At 52.4% G+C, this 20,919-nt stretch carries 23 protein-coding genes; 8 read left to right on the forward strand and 15 right to left on the reverse strand.

Translation table 11 applies throughout. The features are described 5' to 3' along the window. Window positions 1–25: 25 nt before the first annotated feature. From NAL19_RS17345 to NAL19_RS17370, 6 genes are all read left to right on the forward strand, one after another. Window positions 26–619 (forward strand): XTP/dITP diphosphatase, encoded by a 594-nt coding sequence (locus NAL19_RS17345; protein WP_263057989.1) that lies wholly within the window; start codon window positions 26–28, stop codon window positions 617–619. Next, window positions 612–1,754 carry a radical SAM family heme chaperone HemW gene (hemW, locus tag NAL19_RS17350; protein ID WP_263057990.1) on the forward strand — a complete coding sequence of 381 codons (1,143 nt, stop codon included), beginning with the start codon at window positions 612–614 and terminating at the stop codon, window positions 1,752–1,754. Before NAL19_RS17345 ends, hemW begins: the two co-directional genes overlap by 8 nt. A gap of 411 nt (window positions 1,755–2,165) precedes the next feature. Beyond that, window positions 2,166–3,080, forward strand: a complete 915-nt coding sequence (locus tag NAL19_RS17355) for an MvdC/MvdD family ATP grasp protein (RefSeq protein WP_263057991.1) — start codon at window positions 2,166–2,168, stop codon at window positions 3,078–3,080. Then, window positions 3,070–3,930 (forward strand): hypothetical protein, encoded by an 861-nt coding sequence (locus tag NAL19_RS17360; RefSeq protein ID WP_263057992.1) that lies wholly within the window; start codon window positions 3,070–3,072, stop codon window positions 3,928–3,930. Before NAL19_RS17355 ends, NAL19_RS17360 begins: the two co-directional genes overlap by 11 nt. Then, complete coding sequence (locus NAL19_RS17365; protein ID WP_263057993.1) at window positions 3,911–4,261, forward strand: hypothetical protein; 351 nt, start codon at window positions 3,911–3,913, stop codon at window positions 4,259–4,261. The genes NAL19_RS17360 and NAL19_RS17365 overlap by 20 nt, the downstream gene beginning before the upstream one ends. A 317-nt stretch (window positions 4,262–4,578) precedes the next feature. Continuing rightward, complete coding sequence (locus NAL19_RS17370; protein ID WP_039347108.1) at window positions 4,579–4,707, forward strand: entericidin A/B family lipoprotein; 129 nt, start codon at window positions 4,579–4,581, stop codon at window positions 4,705–4,707. Window positions 4,708–4,800: 93 nt separating this feature from the next. Here the strand turns inward: NAL19_RS17370 and NAL19_RS17375 are convergent, their stop codons facing one another. From NAL19_RS17375 to NAL19_RS17410, 8 genes are all read right to left on the reverse strand, one after another. Next, on the reverse strand, window positions 4,801–5,256 hold the full coding sequence (locus NAL19_RS17375; RefSeq protein ID WP_263057994.1) for a GNAT family N-acetyltransferase: 456 nt from the start codon (window positions 5,254–5,256) through the stop codon (window positions 4,801–4,803). Window positions 5,257–5,316: 60 nt separating this feature from the next. Further along, window positions 5,317–6,546: a lysophospholipid transporter LplT gene (lplT, locus tag NAL19_RS17380; protein ID WP_263057995.1), complete on the reverse strand. Its 1,230-nt coding sequence runs from the start codon at window positions 6,544–6,546 to the stop codon at window positions 5,317–5,319. After that, window positions 6,543–8,714: a bifunctional acyl-ACP--phospholipid O-acyltransferase/long-chain-fatty-acid--ACP ligase gene (gene aas, locus NAL19_RS17385; RefSeq protein ID WP_263057996.1), complete on the reverse strand. Its 2,172-nt coding sequence runs from the start codon at window positions 8,712–8,714 to the stop codon at window positions 6,543–6,545. The genes lplT and aas overlap by 4 nt, the downstream gene beginning before the upstream one ends. Before the next feature lie 405 nt (window positions 8,715–9,119). Further along, window positions 9,120–9,593 carry a GNAT family N-acetyltransferase gene (locus NAL19_RS17390; protein WP_263057997.1) on the reverse strand — a complete coding sequence of 158 codons (474 nt, stop codon included), beginning with the start codon at window positions 9,591–9,593 and terminating at the stop codon, window positions 9,120–9,122. A gap of 2 nt (window positions 9,594–9,595) precedes the next feature. Beyond that, complete coding sequence (locus tag NAL19_RS17395; protein ID WP_263057998.1) at window positions 9,596–10,363, reverse strand: FCD domain-containing protein; 768 nt, start codon at window positions 10,361–10,363, stop codon at window positions 9,596–9,598. A gap of 90 nt (window positions 10,364–10,453) precedes the next feature. Beyond that, the gene (locus NAL19_RS17400) at window positions 10,454–10,771 is read right to left on the reverse strand and encodes a PTS sugar transporter subunit IIB (RefSeq protein ID WP_225085688.1); all 318 of its coding nucleotides are present in this window, start codon (window positions 10,769–10,771) and stop codon (window positions 10,454–10,456) included. Between the two features lie 29 nt (window positions 10,772–10,800). After that, window positions 10,801–12,237 (reverse strand): glycoside hydrolase family 1 protein, encoded by a 1,437-nt coding sequence (locus tag NAL19_RS17405; protein WP_263057999.1) that lies wholly within the window; start codon window positions 12,235–12,237, stop codon window positions 10,801–10,803. A gap of 24 nt (window positions 12,238–12,261) precedes the next feature. Next, complete coding sequence (locus NAL19_RS17410) at window positions 12,262–13,599, reverse strand: PTS sugar transporter subunit IIC (protein WP_263058000.1); 1,338 nt, start codon at window positions 13,597–13,599, stop codon at window positions 12,262–12,264. A 254-nt stretch (window positions 13,600–13,853) separates the two neighbouring features. Between NAL19_RS17410 and NAL19_RS17415 the strand changes: the two genes are divergently transcribed. Both NAL19_RS17415 and NAL19_RS17420 read left to right on the forward strand, forming a co-directional pair. Further along, the gene (locus tag NAL19_RS17415) at window positions 13,854–14,198 is read left to right on the forward strand and encodes a PTS lactose/cellobiose transporter subunit IIA (RefSeq protein ID WP_263058001.1); all 345 of its coding nucleotides are present in this window, start codon (window positions 13,854–13,856) and stop codon (window positions 14,196–14,198) included. Between the two features lie 119 nt (window positions 14,199–14,317). Beyond that, window positions 14,318–15,340, forward strand: a complete 1,023-nt coding sequence (locus tag NAL19_RS17420) for a LacI family DNA-binding transcriptional regulator (RefSeq protein WP_225085691.1) — start codon at window positions 14,318–14,320, stop codon at window positions 15,338–15,340. Between the two features lie 104 nt (window positions 15,341–15,444). On the opposite strand, the gene NAL19_RS17425 is transcribed toward NAL19_RS17420, so the two are convergent. Genes NAL19_RS17425 through NAL19_RS17455 form a run of 7 tightly spaced genes read right to left on the reverse strand, consistent with a single transcriptional unit; the run spans window position 15,445 to window position 20,892 of the window. Next, complete coding sequence (locus tag NAL19_RS17425; protein ID WP_225085692.1) at window positions 15,445–16,620, reverse strand: MFS transporter; 1,176 nt, start codon at window positions 16,618–16,620, stop codon at window positions 15,445–15,447. 24 nt (window positions 16,621–16,644) lie between these two features. After that, entirely contained in the window at window positions 16,645–17,250 is a 606-nt protein-coding gene (locus tag NAL19_RS17430) for an NUDIX domain-containing protein (protein WP_225085693.1), read from the reverse strand. After that, the gene (locus NAL19_RS17435; protein ID WP_263058002.1) at window positions 17,247–18,152 is read right to left on the reverse strand and encodes an ABC transporter substrate-binding protein; all 906 of its coding nucleotides are present in this window, start codon (window positions 18,150–18,152) and stop codon (window positions 17,247–17,249) included. The genes NAL19_RS17430 and NAL19_RS17435 overlap by 4 nt, the downstream gene beginning before the upstream one ends. Window positions 18,153–18,167: 15 nt before the next feature. Next, window positions 18,168–18,833 (reverse strand): HAD family hydrolase, encoded by a 666-nt coding sequence (locus NAL19_RS17440; protein WP_263058003.1) that lies wholly within the window; start codon window positions 18,831–18,833, stop codon window positions 18,168–18,170. Window positions 18,834–18,861: 28 nt separating this feature from the next. After that, window positions 18,862–19,503 (reverse strand): 5'-methylthioadenosine phosphorylase, encoded by a 642-nt coding sequence (locus NAL19_RS17445; protein WP_263058004.1) that lies wholly within the window; start codon window positions 19,501–19,503, stop codon window positions 18,862–18,864. After that, window positions 19,500–19,766, reverse strand: coding sequence for a hypothetical protein (locus tag NAL19_RS17450; RefSeq protein ID WP_263058005.1), 267 nt, complete (start codon window positions 19,764–19,766; stop codon window positions 19,500–19,502). Before NAL19_RS17450 ends, NAL19_RS17445 begins: the two co-directional genes overlap by 4 nt. Then, window positions 19,759–20,892, reverse strand: coding sequence for a fatty acid desaturase family protein (locus tag NAL19_RS17455; protein WP_263058006.1), 1,134 nt, complete (start codon window positions 20,890–20,892; stop codon window positions 19,759–19,761). The genes NAL19_RS17450 and NAL19_RS17455 overlap by 8 nt, the downstream gene beginning before the upstream one ends. Window positions 20,893–20,919 lie beyond the last annotated feature (27 nt).

Genomic DNA, 20,919 nt, shown 5'->3' on the forward strand with positions numbered 1-20,919 from the left:
TTGAATAAACACGCAGGACAAGACGATGCAAAAAGTGGTTTTGGCTACCGGAAACCCCGGTAAAGTGCGCGAGCTCGCCAGCTTGCTGGCCGATTTCGGTCTGGATATTGTGGCGCAGACTGAACTGGGCGTGGATTCCGCCGAAGAAACCGGTCTGACTTTCATCGAAAACGCCATCCTGAAAGCACGTCATGCGGCGCAAATCACGGGATTACCGGCGATTGCCGATGATTCTGGTCTGGCTGTCGATGCACTGGGCGGCGCACCGGGTATTTACTCGGCACGCTACGCGGGTGTGGATGCCAGCGACCAGCAAAATCTGGATAAGCTACTGCTGACACTACAAGACGTACCAGATGCACAACGCCGTGCCAGCTTCCACTGCGTGTTGGTTTATCTGCGCCACGCTGAAGACCCAACGCCGATTGTCTGCCACGGTAGCTGGCAGGGTGTGCTGACGCATGAAGCGGCAGGCAACGGCGGTTTTGGCTATGACCCCATCTTCTTCGTGCCTGAGCTGGGTAAAACGGCCGCAGAGCTGACGCGTGAAGAGAAGAACGCACAGTCTCACCGCGGTCAGGCGCTGCGCTTGCTGCTGGATGCGCTACGCAATGCTTAAGCTTCCCCCGCTCAGCCTGTACATCCATATTCCGTGGTGCGTGCAAAAATGCCCGTACTGCGATTTCAACTCTCACGCGCTGAAAGGCGATGTGCCGCATCAGGAATATGTCGATCACCTGCTGGCGGATCTGGACGCCGATTTGCCGTTAGCGAGCGGTCGTGCGCTGCATTCGATCTTCATCGGCGGCGGCACGCCCAGCCTGCTGAGCGCGGAAGCGATGCAGGCGCTGCTCGACGGCGTTCGGGCAAGAATTCCGCTAACGCCGGATGCCGAAATTACGATGGAAGCCAATCCCGGTACGGTTGAAGCCGACCGCTTCAGTGGCTATCAGCGTGCAGGCATAAACCGAATTTCGATTGGCGTGCAGAGTTTCGATCCGCAAAAGCTGACGCGCTTAGGGCGTATTCACGGCCCGGACGAAGCCAAGCGTGCCGCACAGCTGGCGACCGGTCTGGGCTTACGCAGCTTTAATCTGGACCTGATGCACGGCTTGCCGGATCAATCGTTGGACGAAGCGCTGGACGATCTGCGTCAGGCCATTGCGCTCAATCCACCGCATTTATCGTGGTATCAACTCACCATTGAACCGAATACGCTGTTCAGCTCGCGTCCGCCGACGCTACCGGACGACGACGCACTGTGGGACATCTACGAGCAGGGTCACGCGTTACTGAGCGCCGCCGGTTACCAGCAGTATGAAACCTCTGCCTATGCCAAACCGGGCTACCAGTGTCAGCACAACCTAAACTACTGGCGCTTCGGTGATTATTTGGGGATTGGCTGTGGCGCGCACGGCAAGCTGACCTTCAGCGACGGGCGCATTCTGCGCACGGTCAAAGTCCGCCATCCGCGTGGCTATATGCAGGGCACGTATCTGGATAAACAGCACGACGTTGCCAACGACGATCGACCTTTTGAGTTTTTCATGAACCGCTTTCGCCTGCTGGAAGCCGCGCCGCGTGCAGATTTCACAGCGTACACCGGTTTGGAAGAACACAGCATCCGCCCGCAACTGGAGCAGGCGCTGGCGCAAGGCTACCTGACGGAAACCGCCACGCACTGGCAAATCACCGAACACGGCAAACTGTTTCTGAACTCCCTACTGGAGCTGTTTCTGGCGGAAGAAGAGTAATCATTCCGTGGCAGGTTTTCTCTGGTAAACCTGCCCATTGCTTCCCACCCTACTTCTCCTTTTGCAATGCTTACGGCGCCTTCATCAGTCGCAGGACATTGTGCGGCATCTTAAGTGGCTATGAGCCACTTTCAGCGACCATAAGCTGCATTAGTTCAGGCTTGAACTGTCAGTTTTCCAGTTTTCGCGGGCAGGACGCAATCATATCTGACAGGCTGTAATGAGCGAGGAGCGGAAGCTGTCGATTTACCACCTACAGGGCCCCTACGCGCATCGCCGTGTATTAAGCAACGGGGAGGAGGTCACTGTGTCACCAGAATAAATTCTATCATAGTCGCTAAGTTGCAGCTTACTTGCTAGGTAATATAGAATTACATCTTTGCACATCTCGTGAAGGAACATGGCGGAATCATGATACTAATTATTACCAGCAGCTACGATCATACGTGCGATTTTTTAATTAATAAGTATCCTGATGCATGTTTTTTTAGGTTGAATACTGACTATTTCTATGAATACAAAATCTCCTATGGAAGGGATGGTTTCAAAATAGCAAACAATAATGGAGAATCCATTGTATCGGCTGATTGTTCATCTATATATTATCGTAAGCCTGCAAATCAGGATCTTGAGAATGTCATCGAACCGAAATATAGAAACTTTGTCCATAAAGAGTGCATATCCCTAATCGAAGGTATTGCTGACTCTTTTGATGGATTGTGTCTGTCATCACCATCAAAAATGCGTAAGGCTGATAATAAAATTATACAGGCCAGTATTGCAGAAAAGGTCGGTTTTAAAATCCCAAAATTCTCAATTGGAAATAATAGTGATTTCATCGTTAAAAAAGATAAACATGATGAAAAACATATAGTAAAACCTCTAGCAAGTGGGGTTATTTCAGATGGACTGACGAAGGAGTTTGTGCAAACAAACTTGTATTGTTCAGGCATGACAGAGGAGATACTTAAATACTCACCTGTCTACTTCCAGATTTATCAGGAAAAAGATTATGAGACTAGGGTTACTGTTGTTAATGGATCTTTTTTCTGTATCAGAATTGACTCTGAAAACAAAATTGATTGGAGAAAACAGAATAACAAGACTTCGTACTCAGTGAACATCATCCCTGAAAATGTGCGCATCAAGTGTCTGAAGTATATGGAATACTTTGATATGACATTTGGTTGTTTCGACTTCATTATAAAAAATGATGTCTGGTATTTTCTTGAGATGAATGCTAATGGGCAATGGTTATGGCTTGAACTTGCAACCGGCGTTGAAATATCGGCTGAAGTAATGAAGGTGTTAGGATATGAAATTTGAACAACTAATTTCAAATATATTAAATTTTTCATTTTTTTTACATACATCATGTGATAAAAACTTTGACACTTACCAACCTGATCTTCCGGTTAGGATTTCATTGCTACATTTGAATATTGCAATGTCTCATTTTTACTTTTTGACATTTTGCTTGAATACTAAACGTTTTTTATTCTGGCACAGAATTAACTTTAAAGATCTCGTGCCACCCGTTGATCCTGTCATTATCAGGGGTAAAGTAAATGCGTTCAATCTGACACTGTTAGGTAAGAGTGATATTCATGACGCTCAAATTGATTTTCTTAAAGAAAAGAAATCCGATAATAAGGATGCTATTTCTGGGGCGTATAATAAAGCGAGTTTTTTTCTGGCTTTTATAACTTCAGTAGTGGGATTGCTTACATTTCTGTTACCGACAATCTCTGAGTACCACTCTCAATCATACTTAAAAATCGCTATCCTCTGGTTCCTGGTGGCTAGTTCTTTAGTAAACATACTAAATGCTGGTGTGTTTATTTTCGAAATACTGAACGTAAAAGGTTACGTAAGGTATGACTTCAAAGAGTTATCTTCATCCAAAGGAGATAACTTTGAGTTGCTATATCATTACTTTGAATGGAAGGCTGGCGATGCAGAAAGAGTAAATGTCATAAGCCTTTTGAAAAACGCCATAAAATATAGTGTGAGAGTGTTTTGTTTTTCTATATTATTATGGGCGTTTATACAATTTTTCCCTACAGAAAAATTTATTAATCAAAAAATATTAAGCATACCAATTTACTATATTGTAAAAAATTCCAAATCATTAACTTTTGAAGGTGTAGTTAAGAATGAAACCGTATTTATTTAATTACAGTGAAACAGTTCAGATAATTCCGTCCCAGACTAATCAATGCTTAAAAGGGGGGACGGTTAAAACGTTTTCGATTGAGAACAGTGATGCTGATGATCTGTTAATTGATGAAACAATCATTACTGAAAGTCTGGAGCATGTAGATTGCGATATTTATGATGCCAGTTCTACAATGGTAACAAACGTCGTTGAACATTCAGATCAAGATACCTACGTTGCTGAAACGTCTATGACCAGAACTCTTGAAATCTCAGATCATGAGGGAATAACTATTTTCGCAGGTAGCACCACAATTACAAAAACACTGGAATCAACGGACGCTGACTAAAAAAATTTGTTTGCATATAGTGATTATCAATGTGAATTAAGAAACAGGGATGCCCACTTAGCAATTGGCGCACTCCCCGTAACTAGCAAACATTGATGCAAGCAAAATCCTCTTCTGGCTCAGAGCTACCTATCAGATTAGGTTTAGCTCTGCGCAGTAACAGCGCCAGCTCAGCGCTGAGCGAATACGCATAAGCCGCAACATAATCTCAAACAATATCAGCTGGTTCAGGGTTCTAGAGGATTGAATTTTTACCTGCGGTTATGACACAGTAGAAACCTATCACGCTCTGTATCAACAACCTGCGGGTAACGATGATGAAACGTATAACAACGATCGTAGTAGCGTTGCTGGTCACAGCAACATTGAGCGGCTGTAACACCACGCGCGGCTTTGGCCAGGATGTGCAGAAACTGGGTAGTAAAATCTCACACGCAGCTAGCTAACCCCTCGTCAAATAAAAAAAACCGGCAATACGCTATGCCGGTTTTTTCTTTACGCTGCAACTCCCGATTCCTTTCGCCGCCTCGTCATATCCCTCAGAACGCCGACAGCATATCAATATGCGGAATGCCGTCTTCGTCGTACTCCTCACCGGTCACCACAAAACCGAACGCGCCGTAGAACGCTTGCAGATGAGCCTGCGCGGACAGGAACAGATGCTTTTGCGGCCAGTGGCGCGCGCAGGCAATCAGCGTGTGTTCCATCAGCTGGTGCCCCAGATGTTGCCCGCGGGCATGCGGCTCGACAATCACACGCCCAATCGTCACCACATCGTTGTTCGGATGGGGCGCGAGCAACCGGGCGCAGGCAGCCAGCTTGCCGTCACGGTACGCCGTAATATGGCGATTGCCGTCCACCAGATCGCGGCCATCAATATCCAGATAGGGACAGGTTTGCTCGACCACGAACACCTGATTGCGCAGCGCCAATATGTCATGCAGTGAATACACGTTAAGGTCTGCCACATCCCAGTCATGCCATATCAGACTCATTTCCACCCTTCCCTCTTACACCATACGTTTATTACACAAGACGTTTATTACATCAGACGTTTATTCTTTACCTGCGCCGAGGGAACGATCGCGGCGTTTAGCCAGAACCAACCATGCCCACAGTAGCGCAATCGCCAGCGCAAACAGGACGCCAAAGCCAATCCCGATAGCGATAACCGACACGCCCAGTTTCACTACCAGAGAATAGAGCCCAAGCATTAACAGCATAGCGCCGTTCTCACCCAAATTCTGTACGGCGATCGCATTCCCCGCACCGACGCTGGCTTTCCCTCGCTCCTGCAAAAGCGCGTTCAGCGGAACAATGAAGAATCCACCCAGCGCCCCCAGCAGAATCAGCAGCGAGTAGGCGCTCATGAGGTTATGCTGAAGCGTAAAAATCACCACCACTACGCCGATCAGGAACCCCGCAGGCAGGCAGCGTCGCACGCTATCGAGCGTTACCAGCTTCGCAGCCGCACCGGCTCCCACCACGATGCCCACGGCGACCATTGCGTTAAGCAGCGTCGGCGTCGCATTATCGGTAATGCCGAGCGCATGCGGCACCCACAGCACCAACAGAAAGCGCAGCGTCACGCCCGCCCCCCAGAACATACTGGTGCCAATCAGCGAGAGTCGGGCATCGCCATCGCGCCACAGCACCCGACAAGCAGAAAAGAAGCTGCTCGCCATCTGCACCGGATGCCACGGCTGCCCCGGTCGTGCCGCGTTCAGGCGAGGAATCAGCATATTCGCCCCCAGCGCTACGCCGTACGCCACCGCGCAAATCGACAGCGCGCCGTAAATGTTCCAGTCCGCCAGCACGCCACCTGCCACGGAACCGGTCAGGATCGCCGCAATCGTCGAGGCTTCCATCAGCCCATTCGCTTTGACTAACTGGTCACCACGCGTGATCTCACCCAGAATACCGTATTTCGCCGGGGAATATGCGGCTGCGCCAATGCCCACGAGCGTGTATCCCAGAAACGGATTACCGCCCACGCAAATCAGCAGCGCACCCGCCAGCTTCAGGGTATTGGCGAACATCATCACCTGACCTTTGGCGAAGCTGTCCGCAATTTGCCCGACAAACGGTGCCAGAATGATGTACGCAGCGACAAAGCCCATCTGTAAAAACGGCTGGCTCCAGTCGGGATACACCAGCTGTTTGATCAGCGCTAACGTGGCAAACAGCAGCGCGTTATCGCCAAACGCGGAGAAGAACTGCGCAATAATCACCGCGCTCATACTGCGCGACAGCAGGGGCGTCGCGGGTTCAGTCTGTTGACTCATGCATTCGGCTCCGACGCGTTAGTTGCAGGTTCTTCGGCCATGTGGCGCAGCGTGACAAAGTCAGGCTTGCCACTACCGAGTAGCGGTAAGGCTTTCACATAGCGAATATCGCGCGGCACCGCCAGTTCCGGTACGCCGCTGCTGCGAGCCTGTGCAAGCAAAGCGTCACGGGTTATCTGGTTGTCCGTCGTAAACAGCACCAGCGCTTCGCCTTTGCTGCTGTCGCTTTTCGCACTAGCCGCATGCTGCGCTTCCGGCGATACCTTCACCGCCAGCTGTTCCACACTTTCCAGCGACACCATTTCCCCCGCCAGCTTAGCAAAGCGCTTCACGCGGCCGATGATGGTGCAAAACCCTCTTTCATCCAGCTCGACGATATCGCCCGTGTCATACCAGCCCGGCTGCAACTCGCCCTGCGCGTTTTCTGCCGCAGGCGCTTCGAGCACGCCGGGGTTTTCCACCCGCAGATAACCTTTCATGATATTCGGCCCACGCAGTTGCAGACGGCCACCGCGCGTGATGCCCGGCACCGTAATCAAACGCGATTCGATTTCCGGCAACAGCTTGCCGACGGAATGGATTTTCGTTGCCATCGGCACGTTGATCGCCACCACCGGCGAGCATTCGGTCACGCCGTATCCTTCCAAAATGCGGATACCAAATTTATCCTGCCAAACCTGACGCGTGGTTTCAGACAGCTTTTCCGCCCCGGCAACCACATAGCGCAGACGAGCAAAATCATACGGATGGGCAAAGCGCGCGTAATTGCCTAAAAACGTAGACGTGCCAAACAGCACGGTGCAGTTCTGGTCATAAACCAGCTCCGGCACAATGCGATAGTGCAACGGGCTGGGATAGAGGAACACGCGAGCGCCCGTCATTAACGGCGTTAACAGCCCCACCGTCAGGCCAAACGCATGGAACAGCGGCAGCGCGGACATAAAGCGGTCGCGCGGCGTGAAATCCGCCACTGTGCGAATCTGCTCAACGTTCGCCAGTAGGCTGTCATGGGAATGCACGACACCTTTTGGATTCCCCTCGGAACCGGAGGTGAACAGGACGATAGCCGCATCGTCAGGTTTCTGCGGCAGCATCGCGCGGGCAGGAAACAGCAGATGAAACAGGATCCACAGCTTATCCGTCAGCGTCACGGTGTCTTTCAAATCTTCCAGATAGACCCAGTTGGCCTCACTAACCTGCTTCGGCAGATCCGTCAATTTGCCTTTTTCAAGAAACTGGCGAGACGTGACGATCGTTTTTATCCCCGCCGCTTTCATCGCGCTTTGCAGCCCCTTCGCGCCAGCGGTGTAGTTCAGCATGGCAGGAACGCGGTTACGCAACGATGCCCCCAGGATGGATGCGGCGGTAATGGTCGCATTGGGCAACAGCATGCCGACATGTTCATCGACGCGGGTGAAGCGCTGCAAAATGCGCGACACGCCCAGCGATTTTTTCAGTAATCCCTGATAGCTGTCTTCATTGAAGGAGATATCCGCAATGCTGGGGGAGCGCCGTCCATAACGGGTTCTCGCCGCCAGAAAGGCCTGATACAGCGTATGCTGTGGACGCGTGTCCATTCGCGCCTTCATCATAATCTGGTGCAAGTGTTCACCGGCCAACGCACGGCGTTCTCTGGCACTGCTGGCTTCCGGCATCGGCAGCGTGGTAGGCGGTAAATAGGTGATCGTGATCGGTGGGAAACAGCGGCGTTTAAACACGCCCGCCAACCGGCCAAACGGTGTGAATTCGGCGCCATCAATACGCACGGGGATAATCGTCGCCCCGGATTTCGCCGCGACAAACGCCGCGCCGCTGTAAATCTTCATCAGCGATCCGGTGACACTGATGCGCCCTTCCGGGAAAACCACGACGGGCTGACCGCGCTCGATCACTTTGATCAGCCCTTTGATCGCCAGAGGCTTGGTGGGATCTAACGGCACGAAATCGATATAAGGCTTCAGCCAGCGCATAAACCAGCGATCGGAAATGGAGGAGTACACCGCAAAGACGGGTTTTATCGGTAAGAATAACGCCAGCAAGACACCATCAAGGAAAGAGACGTGGTTAGGGGTGATGAGCAATTTGGATTGCTGAAACTGGCTGCTGTCGCCCTCGATCCGGATGCGGTACAGACGCTGGAACACCCAACGTAACAGGGTATGAATCATGCCTTCTCCCAATAGACAGATAAACGGGCAGCTTGCCGAAGCGCAAAACCACCGGGCGATACGTCAAAATACTACATACATATCATACTTCAAGTGACGGGTACGCGGCTGAACGTGAAGATTGCCGTCGGCACAGCATTCACATCGCATGAAAATTGCGGGAGATAATAAAAACGGAAAATTCAGGCAAAAAAAAACCTACGCATCCGCGTAGGTTGGTGTAATCAAATGGTTTCAATGTACAGAGCACATCGATATATCACCAATCAATACCTCTGGGACTTGTTACTCTAAGGATCGCCACTTATCTTCACCAGCGATGAATCGAAAGAGTTATTCTATAAGTGCAACCAACTGTAAAATTCTAGCGAATCATGTAAGGCCGCCCCCTTTTAGCGCGTTTTTCTAGCGTGATAGCGACTGGTGATATAGGCGTACGGCTTTGTCCGGGTAGTCCAGCCCCTCACCGATGTAACGCCAGCCGTGTTTTTCGTAATAGCCGCTAAACGTGGCGTACAGGTAGAGATCCTCAAAACCCTGACGGCGGCAGAAGTCCAGTACGTGCTGTTGCAGCGCGAGACCCAGCCCTTTGTCACGCTGGCTTTCTTCCACATACAGCGAGGCCAGCCAGGGCGTCAGATCCTGTCGGCTGATTAAATCGCAGCGCCAGAGCCCCACCGTTCCGACTAAGCGCTCGCCCTCCTGCGCGATAAACGTCAGCGGCAGTGCCGCTGGGTTCAGGCTATTGCGCACTACGCTTGCAAAGAAGTCGCGGCTGTTCTGGCTGCCGAACGCCTGCCATATCCAGTCAATCACCTGCTCTTGATGCTGGGGATGATCCGCCAGATAACCAATACTTATCCCAGAAATGTCCGTCATGACTACACCAGCTTCCCCTGAAAAATCGGTACAGAATCAAACAAATAGCCGTCAAACTCCGGCGCGTCGGCGTCTGAAATTTCCATCAGCGTATTTTTGACATTTTCGAGGTGCTGCCACATGGCCTGATAAGAGCCGGACACATCGCGACGCCGCAGCGCCGCCAGAATAGCCTGATGATCCGCCAGCCATTTCAGGCGATAACCCTGCGTCCCGACGTGGGTATAAAGCTGCTGCCAGAGCGCGTTATCGTCACGGCACGCCCAGATATTGCTGACCGTTTCCAGCAGCATCTGGTTTTGCGTCGCCCCCGCAATTTGCAGGTGGAACAAGCGATCGAAATCGCCACGGTAATCTTTTCCGGCAATCGCCGCCTGCTCTTGTTCCAGCGTCTTACGCAGGTTTTCGATATCCGCCCGCGTTGCCATGCGTGCCGCAAACGCCGCGATGTTGCTTTCCAGCAGTTGGCGTGCCTGTAACATTTCAAACGCGCCAATATGATTCTTGGCGCTGTCTGCCGCCTCGTCTTCATCGGGAATGCGCAGGACATACACCCCGGATCCCTGACGAATATCGACCGTGCCTTCCAGTTCCAGCATCAGTAGCGCTTCGCGCACTATCGTCCGGCTAACGCCATAGGTTTCCGCAATATTTCGTTCAGGAGGAAGGCGCGATCCAACGGGATAATCCCCTGACTGAATCTTCTGACGCAAATCACAACCGATTTCCTGATATTGCTTCTTCTCTTGCAGAACCACATCCTTCGCCACGCTTTCACCCTACATGCACTGTCGCCCTGAGTGCGGGCGTCAGGCCCGCTCTGAATGTACCCAGCCACATACTGACGTCGCGGCGGTGCGCTAGTCTACCAAACTCAGCGCCTGATCCAGTACTTTTGCGCCATTTAATGTGCCGTAGGCAACAGGGTCGATCACCGCGATAGGAATCTGGTAGCTATCCGTCAGCTTTTTATTTTCATTGAGCTTGAAGCGCACCTGCGGCCCCAGCAAAACGGCAATAATCTCACTGCTGAACTCCTGCAATTCATCTCGCAGATTTTGCTCTGGAATCGCATAGATCTTCAGCGCCATTCCTCGCGTTTCCGCTTCTTTCTCCATTTTGGTGACCACCAGTGAGGTCGACATTCCTGCTGAACAGGCCAGTACGATTCTTTTCATATTCCGTTCCTCATTTTGGTTACCTGCACCTATTTCTCTTCATCATCCAAAGTCAATTCAAGCCGACGCGAGTCGTGTAGCTGGCGAAACCAGGCAGCAGACTTTTTCGGCCGCCGCTGCCGATCCTGTTCCAGATCGATTTCGATTAATCCATAGCGATTTTTAAACGCGTTCATCGGCGAGACGTTGTCGGTAAACGCCCACAGCATGTAGCCACGGCAGTTTGCGCCCTCTTCCTTCGCCTTCAGCGTCCAGTAAAGGTGCTCGGCGATAAATGCGATACGGTAATCGTCCTGAATCACGCCAGCGTCATCTTTAAAGCGCGCTTCGTTCTCAATACCGATGCCGTTTTCCGCCACAAACCACGGCGCATTGCCGTAGTCACGCTCCATGCGTTTCGCCATGTCGTAAATGATTTTGGGATTGATCTCCCAGCCGCGCGAGGTGTTCATACGACGCCCCGGCAGCTCAAAATGCTCGTAGTAATAGGCCGGATGGAACGGCGTCTCTTTGTTCCACTCACGGCTGGGCGCTTTGACCCGGTGCGGGTAATACAGGTTGATTCCTACTTCATCGACCGTGTTATCCCGAATGATCGCCAGCTCTTCTTCCGTGTAATCCCACTTCACCTGATGCTGCGCCAGCAGCGCCACCAGCTCCGCCGGATATTCCCCTTTTAACGCCGGATCGAGGAAAACTCGGTTATAGAACAGATCGTAAAGGTGTGCGGCTTTCACATCGTGCGCTGCACGGGATCGCGGATACGTCACTTCGGGATTGAGAATCACGCCGATCGAGCCGCCATCCCGGTGATAGCCCTGCTGTCGAAACCGCTGCACCACTTTTGCCGTCGCCAGATTCTTGTGGTGATTCCACTGCATCCACGTGTGCGTGTTCTGCTCATAAGGGTAGCGTAGCGCGTCCAGATAAACGCGCGTCTGCACCACAATTGGCTCATTGAAGGTAAACCAGCGCTTCACTTTTCCGGCATAGCGAGCGAAAACCGCATCGGCATACAGCACAAACCATTCCACCACCTGCTTGGATGACCAGCCCTGATACTTCTCCAACAGGCAGGCGGGCAGTTCGTAATGCTCAAGACAGATCATCGGTTCGATCCCCTGCCGGTGCATCTCATCCAGCAGGTTATCGATATAGGCCGCGTATTCCTCGTCAACGATGCCTTTCTCATAATCCAACATGAAGCGTGACCAGTTTATCGACGTACGATAGTGCGTCAGCCCCGCCAGTTTCATCAGCGCCACATCTTCCCGATAGCGATTAAAGAAGTCCGTCGCTTTTGCCGGGCCATAGCCGTTGTGCCAGACCTGACGATCCTGCTTGTACCAGAGATCCAGATAGGAATCCTGCCCTTCTTTCTTGCCGCTCCATCCTTCCGTTTGCCATGCCGATGCCGCCGCGCCCAGAATAAAATCAGGTGGAATAGTCAGTGCAACCTTACTCATGCGTTACCTCTCTTCTCGTCCGTTTCAGGCTTTTTCCGCTGCGGCCTGCTTTTCCGCTTCCAGCTGCGCCAGTTCGGCACGACGGGACGCGACTTTGACAAACGGCAGATAGATCAGCGTTGCCACCATAATGCACACGATCTGTGTGGCGACCGCCCCCATTGAGCCTGCCGTCGACAGCCAGGCGTTAATGATCGGCGGCGTCGTCCACGGCACCATCACCACCGCTTTGCCCGCAAAGCCCATGCTGGTCGCGAAATAACCAATCGTACCGGTCACTAGCGGCGTGATAATGAAGGGAATAGCCAGAATCGGGTTGAGCATAATCGGCATACCAAAAATCACCGGCTCATTAATATTGAACACGCTGGGGCCGAAAGAGATTTTGGCAATCTCTTTCATCTCTTTGCGTTTAGACGCAATCATCACCGCCAGCAGCAGGCCAATTGTCAGGCCGGAACCGCCGATGCTCATGTACACATCCCAGAACGGCATAGTGATAATGTTCGGTATCTCATGCCCCTGTTCAAATGCCGTCATGTTGACGGCAATCGCCCCCAGCAATAGCGGTTCACGAATCGGTTTAATCATCTGGTTGCCGTGAATCCCGATCACCCAGAACAGCTGAGCGACAAACATCAGCACCAGTAAACCAGGCAGGCTTTGCACCACGGATTCCAGCGGCTGCTGTACGACTTTATAAACAGCGTCATACAGATACATGCCCGTCACGCGGTGAAACACAAACCCGAAGGTGGCGATAGCGACCACTGTGATGATGGAGGGGAACAGCGCAGAAAAAGAGGCCGCGACGTTGGGCGGCACGCTGTCCGGCATTTTAATCCGCAGCCGATCAACATTTTGCAGCTTGGTATACATCTCGACAGACAGGATGGCGATAAACATCCCCAGAAATAGGCTCTTCGTATCGGAGAACTGTTTCGCCAGCACGTCTTTCACCACCATCATCTGCCCGTTGACGGCCATTTCGATCGTGGTTGGCGTGACGGCAATAAAGCAGATCACCGCCAGCAGGCCGGGAAACAGCCCGCGTGAACCGTTAATCTTCCCAAGCTCGATACCAATCAGGAAGACGGCACCGATAGTCAGAAAGCTGAGTGTGGCATAGTTAATGCCGCTCATAATCGGTTTCAGTTCCGCCAGAAACGAGAACATAGAAAAACTGGCCAGACCATTTTTCGGGTCCATCACCATGTTGGAAATCAGAACGGAAAACGCCCCGACGATAATGACAGGCATCAGCGTAATAAAGGATGCCTTAATCGCCATAATGTAACGCAGACTGTTAAATTTATTGGCAAAGGAGCCCAATGAATCAATCAGTTGGTCCTTAAGTGACATAACACCACCTCTTTCATCATCATATTGTTATATCGCGTGTAACACGCGGGATGGCCGTTACGCGCAGGGTAAATCCAGGTACAGCGCTTTCGCGTTTGGCATACCAAAAATCAACCATAATGAATTATTTTTCTGTGACGCGATTCTCACAAGACGATATTGGAATTCCAATATGATGAAAATGTGATTTTTGGCATACCATAAATTATCAGTCGACTTAGGCTGCTTTCCTGACTGCGATAAGGAAACCTACGATGAAAGATACAGAAAACATTCCTGCATTCGATATGGAACAAACCGTGATGGAACTGCTGATTAATGCGGGTGAAGCGCGCTCAAGTGCCATGATGGCCATTCAGGCGGCGCGCCAACGGGAGTGGCAACAGGCTGACGATCTGCTCGCTACGTCACAAGAAGCGGCGCGTGCGGCTCACCGTGTTCAAACTCAGTTGATCGGTCTGGACGAAGGACAAGGAAAGGTGCCCGTCAACCTGATCATGGTACATGCACAGGATCATCTGATGACCGCCATGCTATGCCGGGATTTAGCAGAAGAGATTGTCTTGCTACGGCGCGAAATGGCTGCATCACAAAACTGAAAAAACCTGGTTGAGAAACGAGCACCGGACGTTAAATCCAGCAATATGCCTGTGGTAATATGTCGTAACAGGGATGGATAGGCGCTTAGCCCGTCATCATACTCAATTAAGGTGCAGCCATGAAAACCATGCAGGAAGTGGCGAAACGTGCAGGGGTGTCTAAAGCGACCGTATCCCGAGTGCTCAACGGTACTGGTCAGGTCAAACAGGCAACACGCGATGCGGTATTTCGGGCAATGGACGAGCTAGGCTACCGCCCTAATTTTCTGGCTCGTTCGCTGGCTCGTCGCACCTCAAACAGTATCGGTCTTGTTATCTCTAATTTCGACGGCCCTTACTTTGGCCGCCTGCTGCGCCGTGCTACGGATATCGCGGAAAGCCACGGTAAACACCTCATCGTGACCGATGGGCACCATACACCGGAGGATGAGCAGCGAGCGGTGCAGCTTCTGTCTGACAGGCAGTGCGATGCGATAATTCTCTATACCCGCTATATGTCCGAAGCGGATCTCATGGCGTTACTCAACACGCTGACCATTCCGATGATTGTGATGAATCGCGATCTGCCGCAAGCACGGGAGCGCTGTATTTTCTTCCGCCAGCAGCAGGCCGCGTTTGACGTGGTGAATTACCTGATCGAACAGGGTCACCGCGAGATCGCCTGCATCACCGCACCGATGCAAACGCCGACGGCACAGGCACGGCTTGCGGGCTATCAGCAGGCATTAACCACTCACCAGATCGCGTTTGAACCACAGCGGGTGGCGTATGGAACCAGCATGGTGGCCAGCGGCTATCAGGCCGCACGGCAGTTGCTGAACAGCGGCATGAGCTTTAGCGCACTGTTTGCCAGCAACGATCACATGGCAATTGGCGCGATGAAAGCGCTGTACGAGGCGGGGAAAACACTACCGCAGGATGTCTCCGTCTTCGGCTTTGACGATGAACCCTGCGCAACCTACCTGCACCCGTCACTCTCCACCGTGTACATGCCGATTGAAGAGATGGCCGCCACGGCGATTACCCAGGTGCTGGATCTGATCGCTGGCAAAGACGTTAAACCGCTACAACCTTTTACCGGTGAACTGAAACTGCGCGAGTCGGTTCAGAAAGGGCCGTATTATTCTCGTAGCGATCGCTGACCCCGCCATTCCCGCTGATATCGACCTGCTCCCTGAGCAGGTCCGGCAGCCTTGAAGCAAGGGCACCACAGGAGTACGTCCAGCGCCGTGCCCCCTTCGCCTCATTAAGACAGCTTACGTGACAGCAGGTAGGCCACCAGCATCACGGGCGGAATCACGGTCAATAATCCAATAGCGCCAACCAGCCCGATACTTTCGCCGACATTGCCAAGTAACAGGGGCGCCAGTAAGAGCGCCAGCCCTACCGACTGCGTTGCTCCCGCCGCGATTTTTGACAGAAACTGCGGCGGTTGCTGCGTTGCAACCGATAATATCAACGGGAAAAAATTCCCCAGACAGGCGCCTAAAATCGCCAGGCTCACCAGCGCAACGGTGACATGAGGAACCAGCCACAGAATAACCAAACCGATTCCACCAACGATGATTGCCCCGATCAGCAGCGTGTTGATTTCATAGCGCAGCAGCAGGCGACTCACCGCAATTCGCCCGACAATCGTACCGCCGAAGTAGGCAGACATCATCCCCACGCTGGTCGCAACCGTTACGGATAACTGCTCTTCCAGAAACTGTGCGCCCCAAAATCCAATGCCCCACTCGGCTGAAATGCCGAGGAAAATCATGCCGAACATCAGGAACGCTACCAGCGGCAGACGAGGGGAACGCTCCGCAGGATTGCTGGTTGAAGTGGCGATATTGACAGGCACCCGCGATAGATTTTCGGGCGCAATAAAGAGAAGAGGCAGCAGCGCGATGATGGGCACGAACATTGCCATCCGCCATCCCCAACCTGACTCCACCGCGAGGCTGACAAAGACCGGTCCGGCAAAGACCCCGATGGCGGCAAAAATGCATCCTTCCGTGATGGCAACCCCGCTGTTTTCACCGTGATGACGTGCCAGCGATTCCTGAATGGCAATTTGCATGGCGCCCCCCGCCAGCCCTAACACCAACGACATGCCCAACGTTGCCGATGAAGGCATTGGCAGGGAAAAAATGGCCACTGCAATCGTCACCGCAAATGAGCTGGTGAGCAGGATACGCTTTGGCGATACCCTTCTTGAACAGTAGGTAACGATAAAGCCTGTCGCAAACATACCAATGGCGTAGAGGCTAAAGTGCCAGCCAATCACGATTCTGGACAGCTGTAATTCATCGCGTAGGAAAGGAGTGATAGAGCCCGGTACGGCCTGATGAAAACCGCACACCACCGACAACATATATAAATAGAACGTGTAATAGTCGCGCTTGAATTGGGGTTTAACCAGGCTCTGTTCCGTCATCTATTCATGTCCTTTAGAGGAGAATTACGGCTTACAAATATTTTTAATCACCAGGTGCTGAAGCAAAATAATGGTTTTGGCATCAATAATCTGGCCGTCATCAATCATTTGCAGCGCATCTTTAATCGGGATTTCCATGACCTTGATATCTTCGCCCTCTTCCGCGATACCGCCGCCTTCATTGATGCGCATTTCGTGCGTAAACGGCGCAATAAAGAAGTGTAGACGCTCAGTAACAGAACCGGGGCTCATGAATATTTCACCAATTTTGGTGACCTCATTGAGTTTATATCCGGTTTCCTCCTCCGCCTCTTTTCTGATGGCCTCTATCGGGTCGCGTTCATCCAGCAGACCTGCACACGCTTCGATCAGCTCATAATGATGACCCAGCAGAAAAGCGGGCAGCCGAAACTGACTGGTGAGAATGACCGTACGCGCATCCGGGTTGTAGAGCGCAATGGTCGCGCCGTGACCACGATCATAGGCTTCACGAACCAGCCGCTGTTCCGTTCCGTTTGAGCGTGTGTAAGTGATGTCGTATTTAGTGAGCTTTCCCCAGTCATTGGCTAATACCCAACTGCCATTGACGACCGCCGTCGTGGCAGAGGGTGCATAAGTCGTGTTTTTCATAGGTGATTACCGTTTGCAATGGATTCAAGTTGGGATAACCAGCGGGTTCGATTTTTTACCGCGTTTTCAGCATCAATAACAAATAGCCGGCTATCCGGTTTTCCGAGAATAACTTTGTTGTAGCTGGCATAAATCCCTTCAGCTTCTTCTGACCTGAGCCATTCCAATGCCTGAGTGACCAGCAAAGGGTGACGGGTCGTGGTAAAGCCAGTAAAAACCTCGGATTCAATGCCGATCGCATCCTGCGGCTCAACGATGCCTAGAGAGGGACGTTCCCGCTGCCGGTTTGAGGCCGCTATTTTTACCGTCACGCCAGCCGCGATCTGTCCTTCTCCGGTCAGCCGGGCGGGTTCCCACGCAGAAGGCGGCCTGATATGTGCATTACGATAAATATCAGCGAGGATCGCCCAGCCTTCGGGTTCACCGTAGAATTGCAGAATCGTTGCTAACGCCAGAAACCCCGCGCCCGACACGGCTGGGTCTGGGAACGCAATCTTCCCCTGAAGCGCGGGTTGGGCAAGATCGACCCAGGATGCGATATCTACCCCTGTCTCAGAGAGGACAGCGGGATCGACGACAAACGCGGTTGAAAAACCAGTGATGCGCATATACCCATCGGCGTCAGCGCCCGGCGCAAATAGCACCTCGCTTAAATCGAGGGTTCGCGAGGCGGTATCTGCCCACCCCAGAATCATATCCACCTGAGGGGCATGCTGTTCCTGAGCCAGCCTTGCCGTCAGGGCTGCCGTAGGCATTCTTTCAATATGGATCGCCACATCAGGCATGTGATGCGCGAGAGCACGCAGATAATCTGCAAGCTCATAAGGTTCAAAAGAACTGTAGGCCTTGAGCGTAGCCTTCGAGCCGTCGCCCGTTGGGGCATGAATGAGAGTGGCGGTCATGTTGGTTACTTTACCTCACGCACTAAGCTTGCTGAGCATGGACGTCAGCTTGTCGTCTTTGAAATCTGGGATCGCCGCTGATGCGCCATACTTCAGCAACGCCGCTTCATCCAGCGCGCCCGTCATACCGAAGGTAAATACCCCCGCCGCCGCCGCAGACTGAATACCGGGGCCGGAATCCTCAAACGCTAAGGCGTTTTCACGCCCAACGCCCAGCAGCCGCATCGCTTCCGCGTAGGGATAAGGATCGGGTTTGCTACGCGGCAGCTCCGCACCGATAAGCAGATGATCGACGGACTCCAATAAATGTAGCCCCTTCAACATCATGATGGCGCTTTCACGCGGCGCGTTGGTTACCACAGCGATCCCAATGTTTCTGTCCTGCGCCCACTCGAAGAGTTCAGTCACGCCAGGGCGGCCTTCCAGCGGCCCCGTAAGCTGCTTCCTGAACAGCGCTTCTTTACGTTCTCCCAGTTCATAACGGTGCTCGGGCGATAGATTGGGGAAAAGATCGCGCGTGATGTGGTCCATCGGCGCGCCCATGATTTTTTCGTTGTAATAGTCAATCGTGACGGACTGACCAAAGTCGGCCAGGAGTTCATTAAACGCGGCCAGATGCAACCGGTCTGTATCGAGCAATGTTCCATCCAGGTCAAACAACAATCCTGCGGTAGTTTTCATTCCAATCTCTCCCAGCTAAGCAACGATTTCAGGACGACATATCGTCCTGGATAACACGGTCAAGTAACGGTGAAAAACGGCTAATGGCTTCGGACGTGATCAGGCTGAAATCCGTCATGATGGCGCCATCTAACGCGTGTTGGCAGCGATCGCGGCATAGCGCCTCACGCTGTGCGAGTTTTGGCACGATGACGGATAACAGAGACTCGGCTTTCTTAATATTATCAGCCATCTGCTCGCTGACCATAGCGGCATTCACCGCCTCATGGGAGGTATGCCAGCAATCGTAATCGGTCACCATCGCGACCATGTTGTAGCAAAGCTCCGCTTCGCGGCAGAGCTTTGGCTCTGGCATGGCGGTCATGCCAATAACCGTGCCCCCCATTTGGCGATGGAATGCGGATTCCGCTTTGGTTGAAAAGTGCGGCCCTTCCATCACGACATACAGCCCCTTTGCCAGATGCGGAATGGCGAGTTCGCCCAGTGCATCAACCAGCAGCGAATGGTTATCCGTGCAAACCGGCTTCCCAAAAGGAACATGCGCCACCACCCCTGAACCGAAGAAGGTATTTACGCGGCGGTACGTCCGATCGATATATTGATCGATCGCGACAAACGTACCTGGAGGGGCTTCTTCGACCAGACTGCCGACGGCGCTAAACGAGATCACCTGCGAAACCCCAGTGCCTTGAGCGCGGCAATGTTAGCTCTGACGTTAATTTCCGAGGGCAGCAGCCTGTGACCGATGCCATGCCGATTAACGATCGCTACCGGAACCCCGGCTATCTCGCCCAGTGTGATGATGCCGGAAGGGTCGCCAAAGGAAGTCGTGACGTTGATGCGCTCAGGCGCCTCGATGATCGACAGAGAATCCATACCGCTGCCGCAGATGATCCCAATACGGGGTGGCGTAGTCGTTCGTTGATCAGTCATTAATCGTTCCTCTTTCCCTGTTTAGTGGCGATTGAACAGCCGTGTTGACGAGCCGATGGTATAGCTCAGAGAGCGCAGCAGGTTGCCCTCCTGAACCAAAGATCATTCCCTTCGCGATGTACTGCGTGTATCGCGGTTCATTGACTTTCAGCGCCCAGTCCACGGCGGGCATATATTGATAGCGAACGGTTGGATAAATGTGGTGTGCCAAATGATAGGCGTCGGACATCGGAAATATCAGATATCGCTGAATCGCGCCGAACACACCGGAAAAATCCGTGGCGCGGCCATGTTCATAGTCATGGGCAAGCCGGTAGCGGGTTGGGGTATAGGGCGTGTGCCAGCGGTGCTTGGAGAGCAGCGACCACCATGAAAACAGTGGGTAAATGGAGAAAACGGGAATCACCCACCCAACAATCAATGCCGCAACGCCTCCCACCCACAGATACAGCGCTACCACGCTTATCGTCACGATGACGCGCAGCAGTGCGGTCTGCTTCGAGGTATTTTCGCGAAACACATCGCGAAAGTTGCCCTTGATGTTATTAACCAGACCTTTAAGGCTAACCGGATAGAACAAGGCTTTGATAAACTGACCACGGCTGATGCCGGGCACCATGCCTGCGGCAATCACCCGCCGCAGATTCGGATCTTTACCCGGAACGTCCGCATTAGGGTGATGTTCAATGACGTGCGTAATAAAGCGCGAATCCATATCCCTTTTCAGCGTCGGGAACTGGAAAAACGTGTTGGACAGGAACCACTGTAACTTCTTCGAGGGGCACAGCGCCACGTGCAGCGCATTGTGACCCAGCTCTTGTAGCGCTCTCATCCGCCCCGAGGTCACCACCGCCAGCAGCACACCAGACAGCACGTTATAGTCTGTCCAGCGGAAAAACAGCACGGCGGCAAAAATCTCCAGCCAACAGTAGATAAACGGCAACGGCGCGAAGAGCGTATCAAATCGCTTGTAGTAACTGATCTCATCTCTGTTGCCGGGGCTAAGTTTGAATTTCGGCAGGATCCGCTCACCGTCGCGATAATAAAGCTTGATCGCCAGCCGGAGAAAAAGACTTAACACGATCAGTACCACCATCACATCGAACACACGATCTTGGCTTAGCATGTGAAACCCTCCATGGCATTGGCGAAA

It is taken from the genome of Pectobacterium sp. F1-1 (assembly GCF_025643735.1).
GTDB classification, from domain to species: domain Bacteria; phylum Pseudomonadota; class Gammaproteobacteria; order Enterobacterales; family Enterobacteriaceae; genus Pectobacterium; species Pectobacterium colocasium.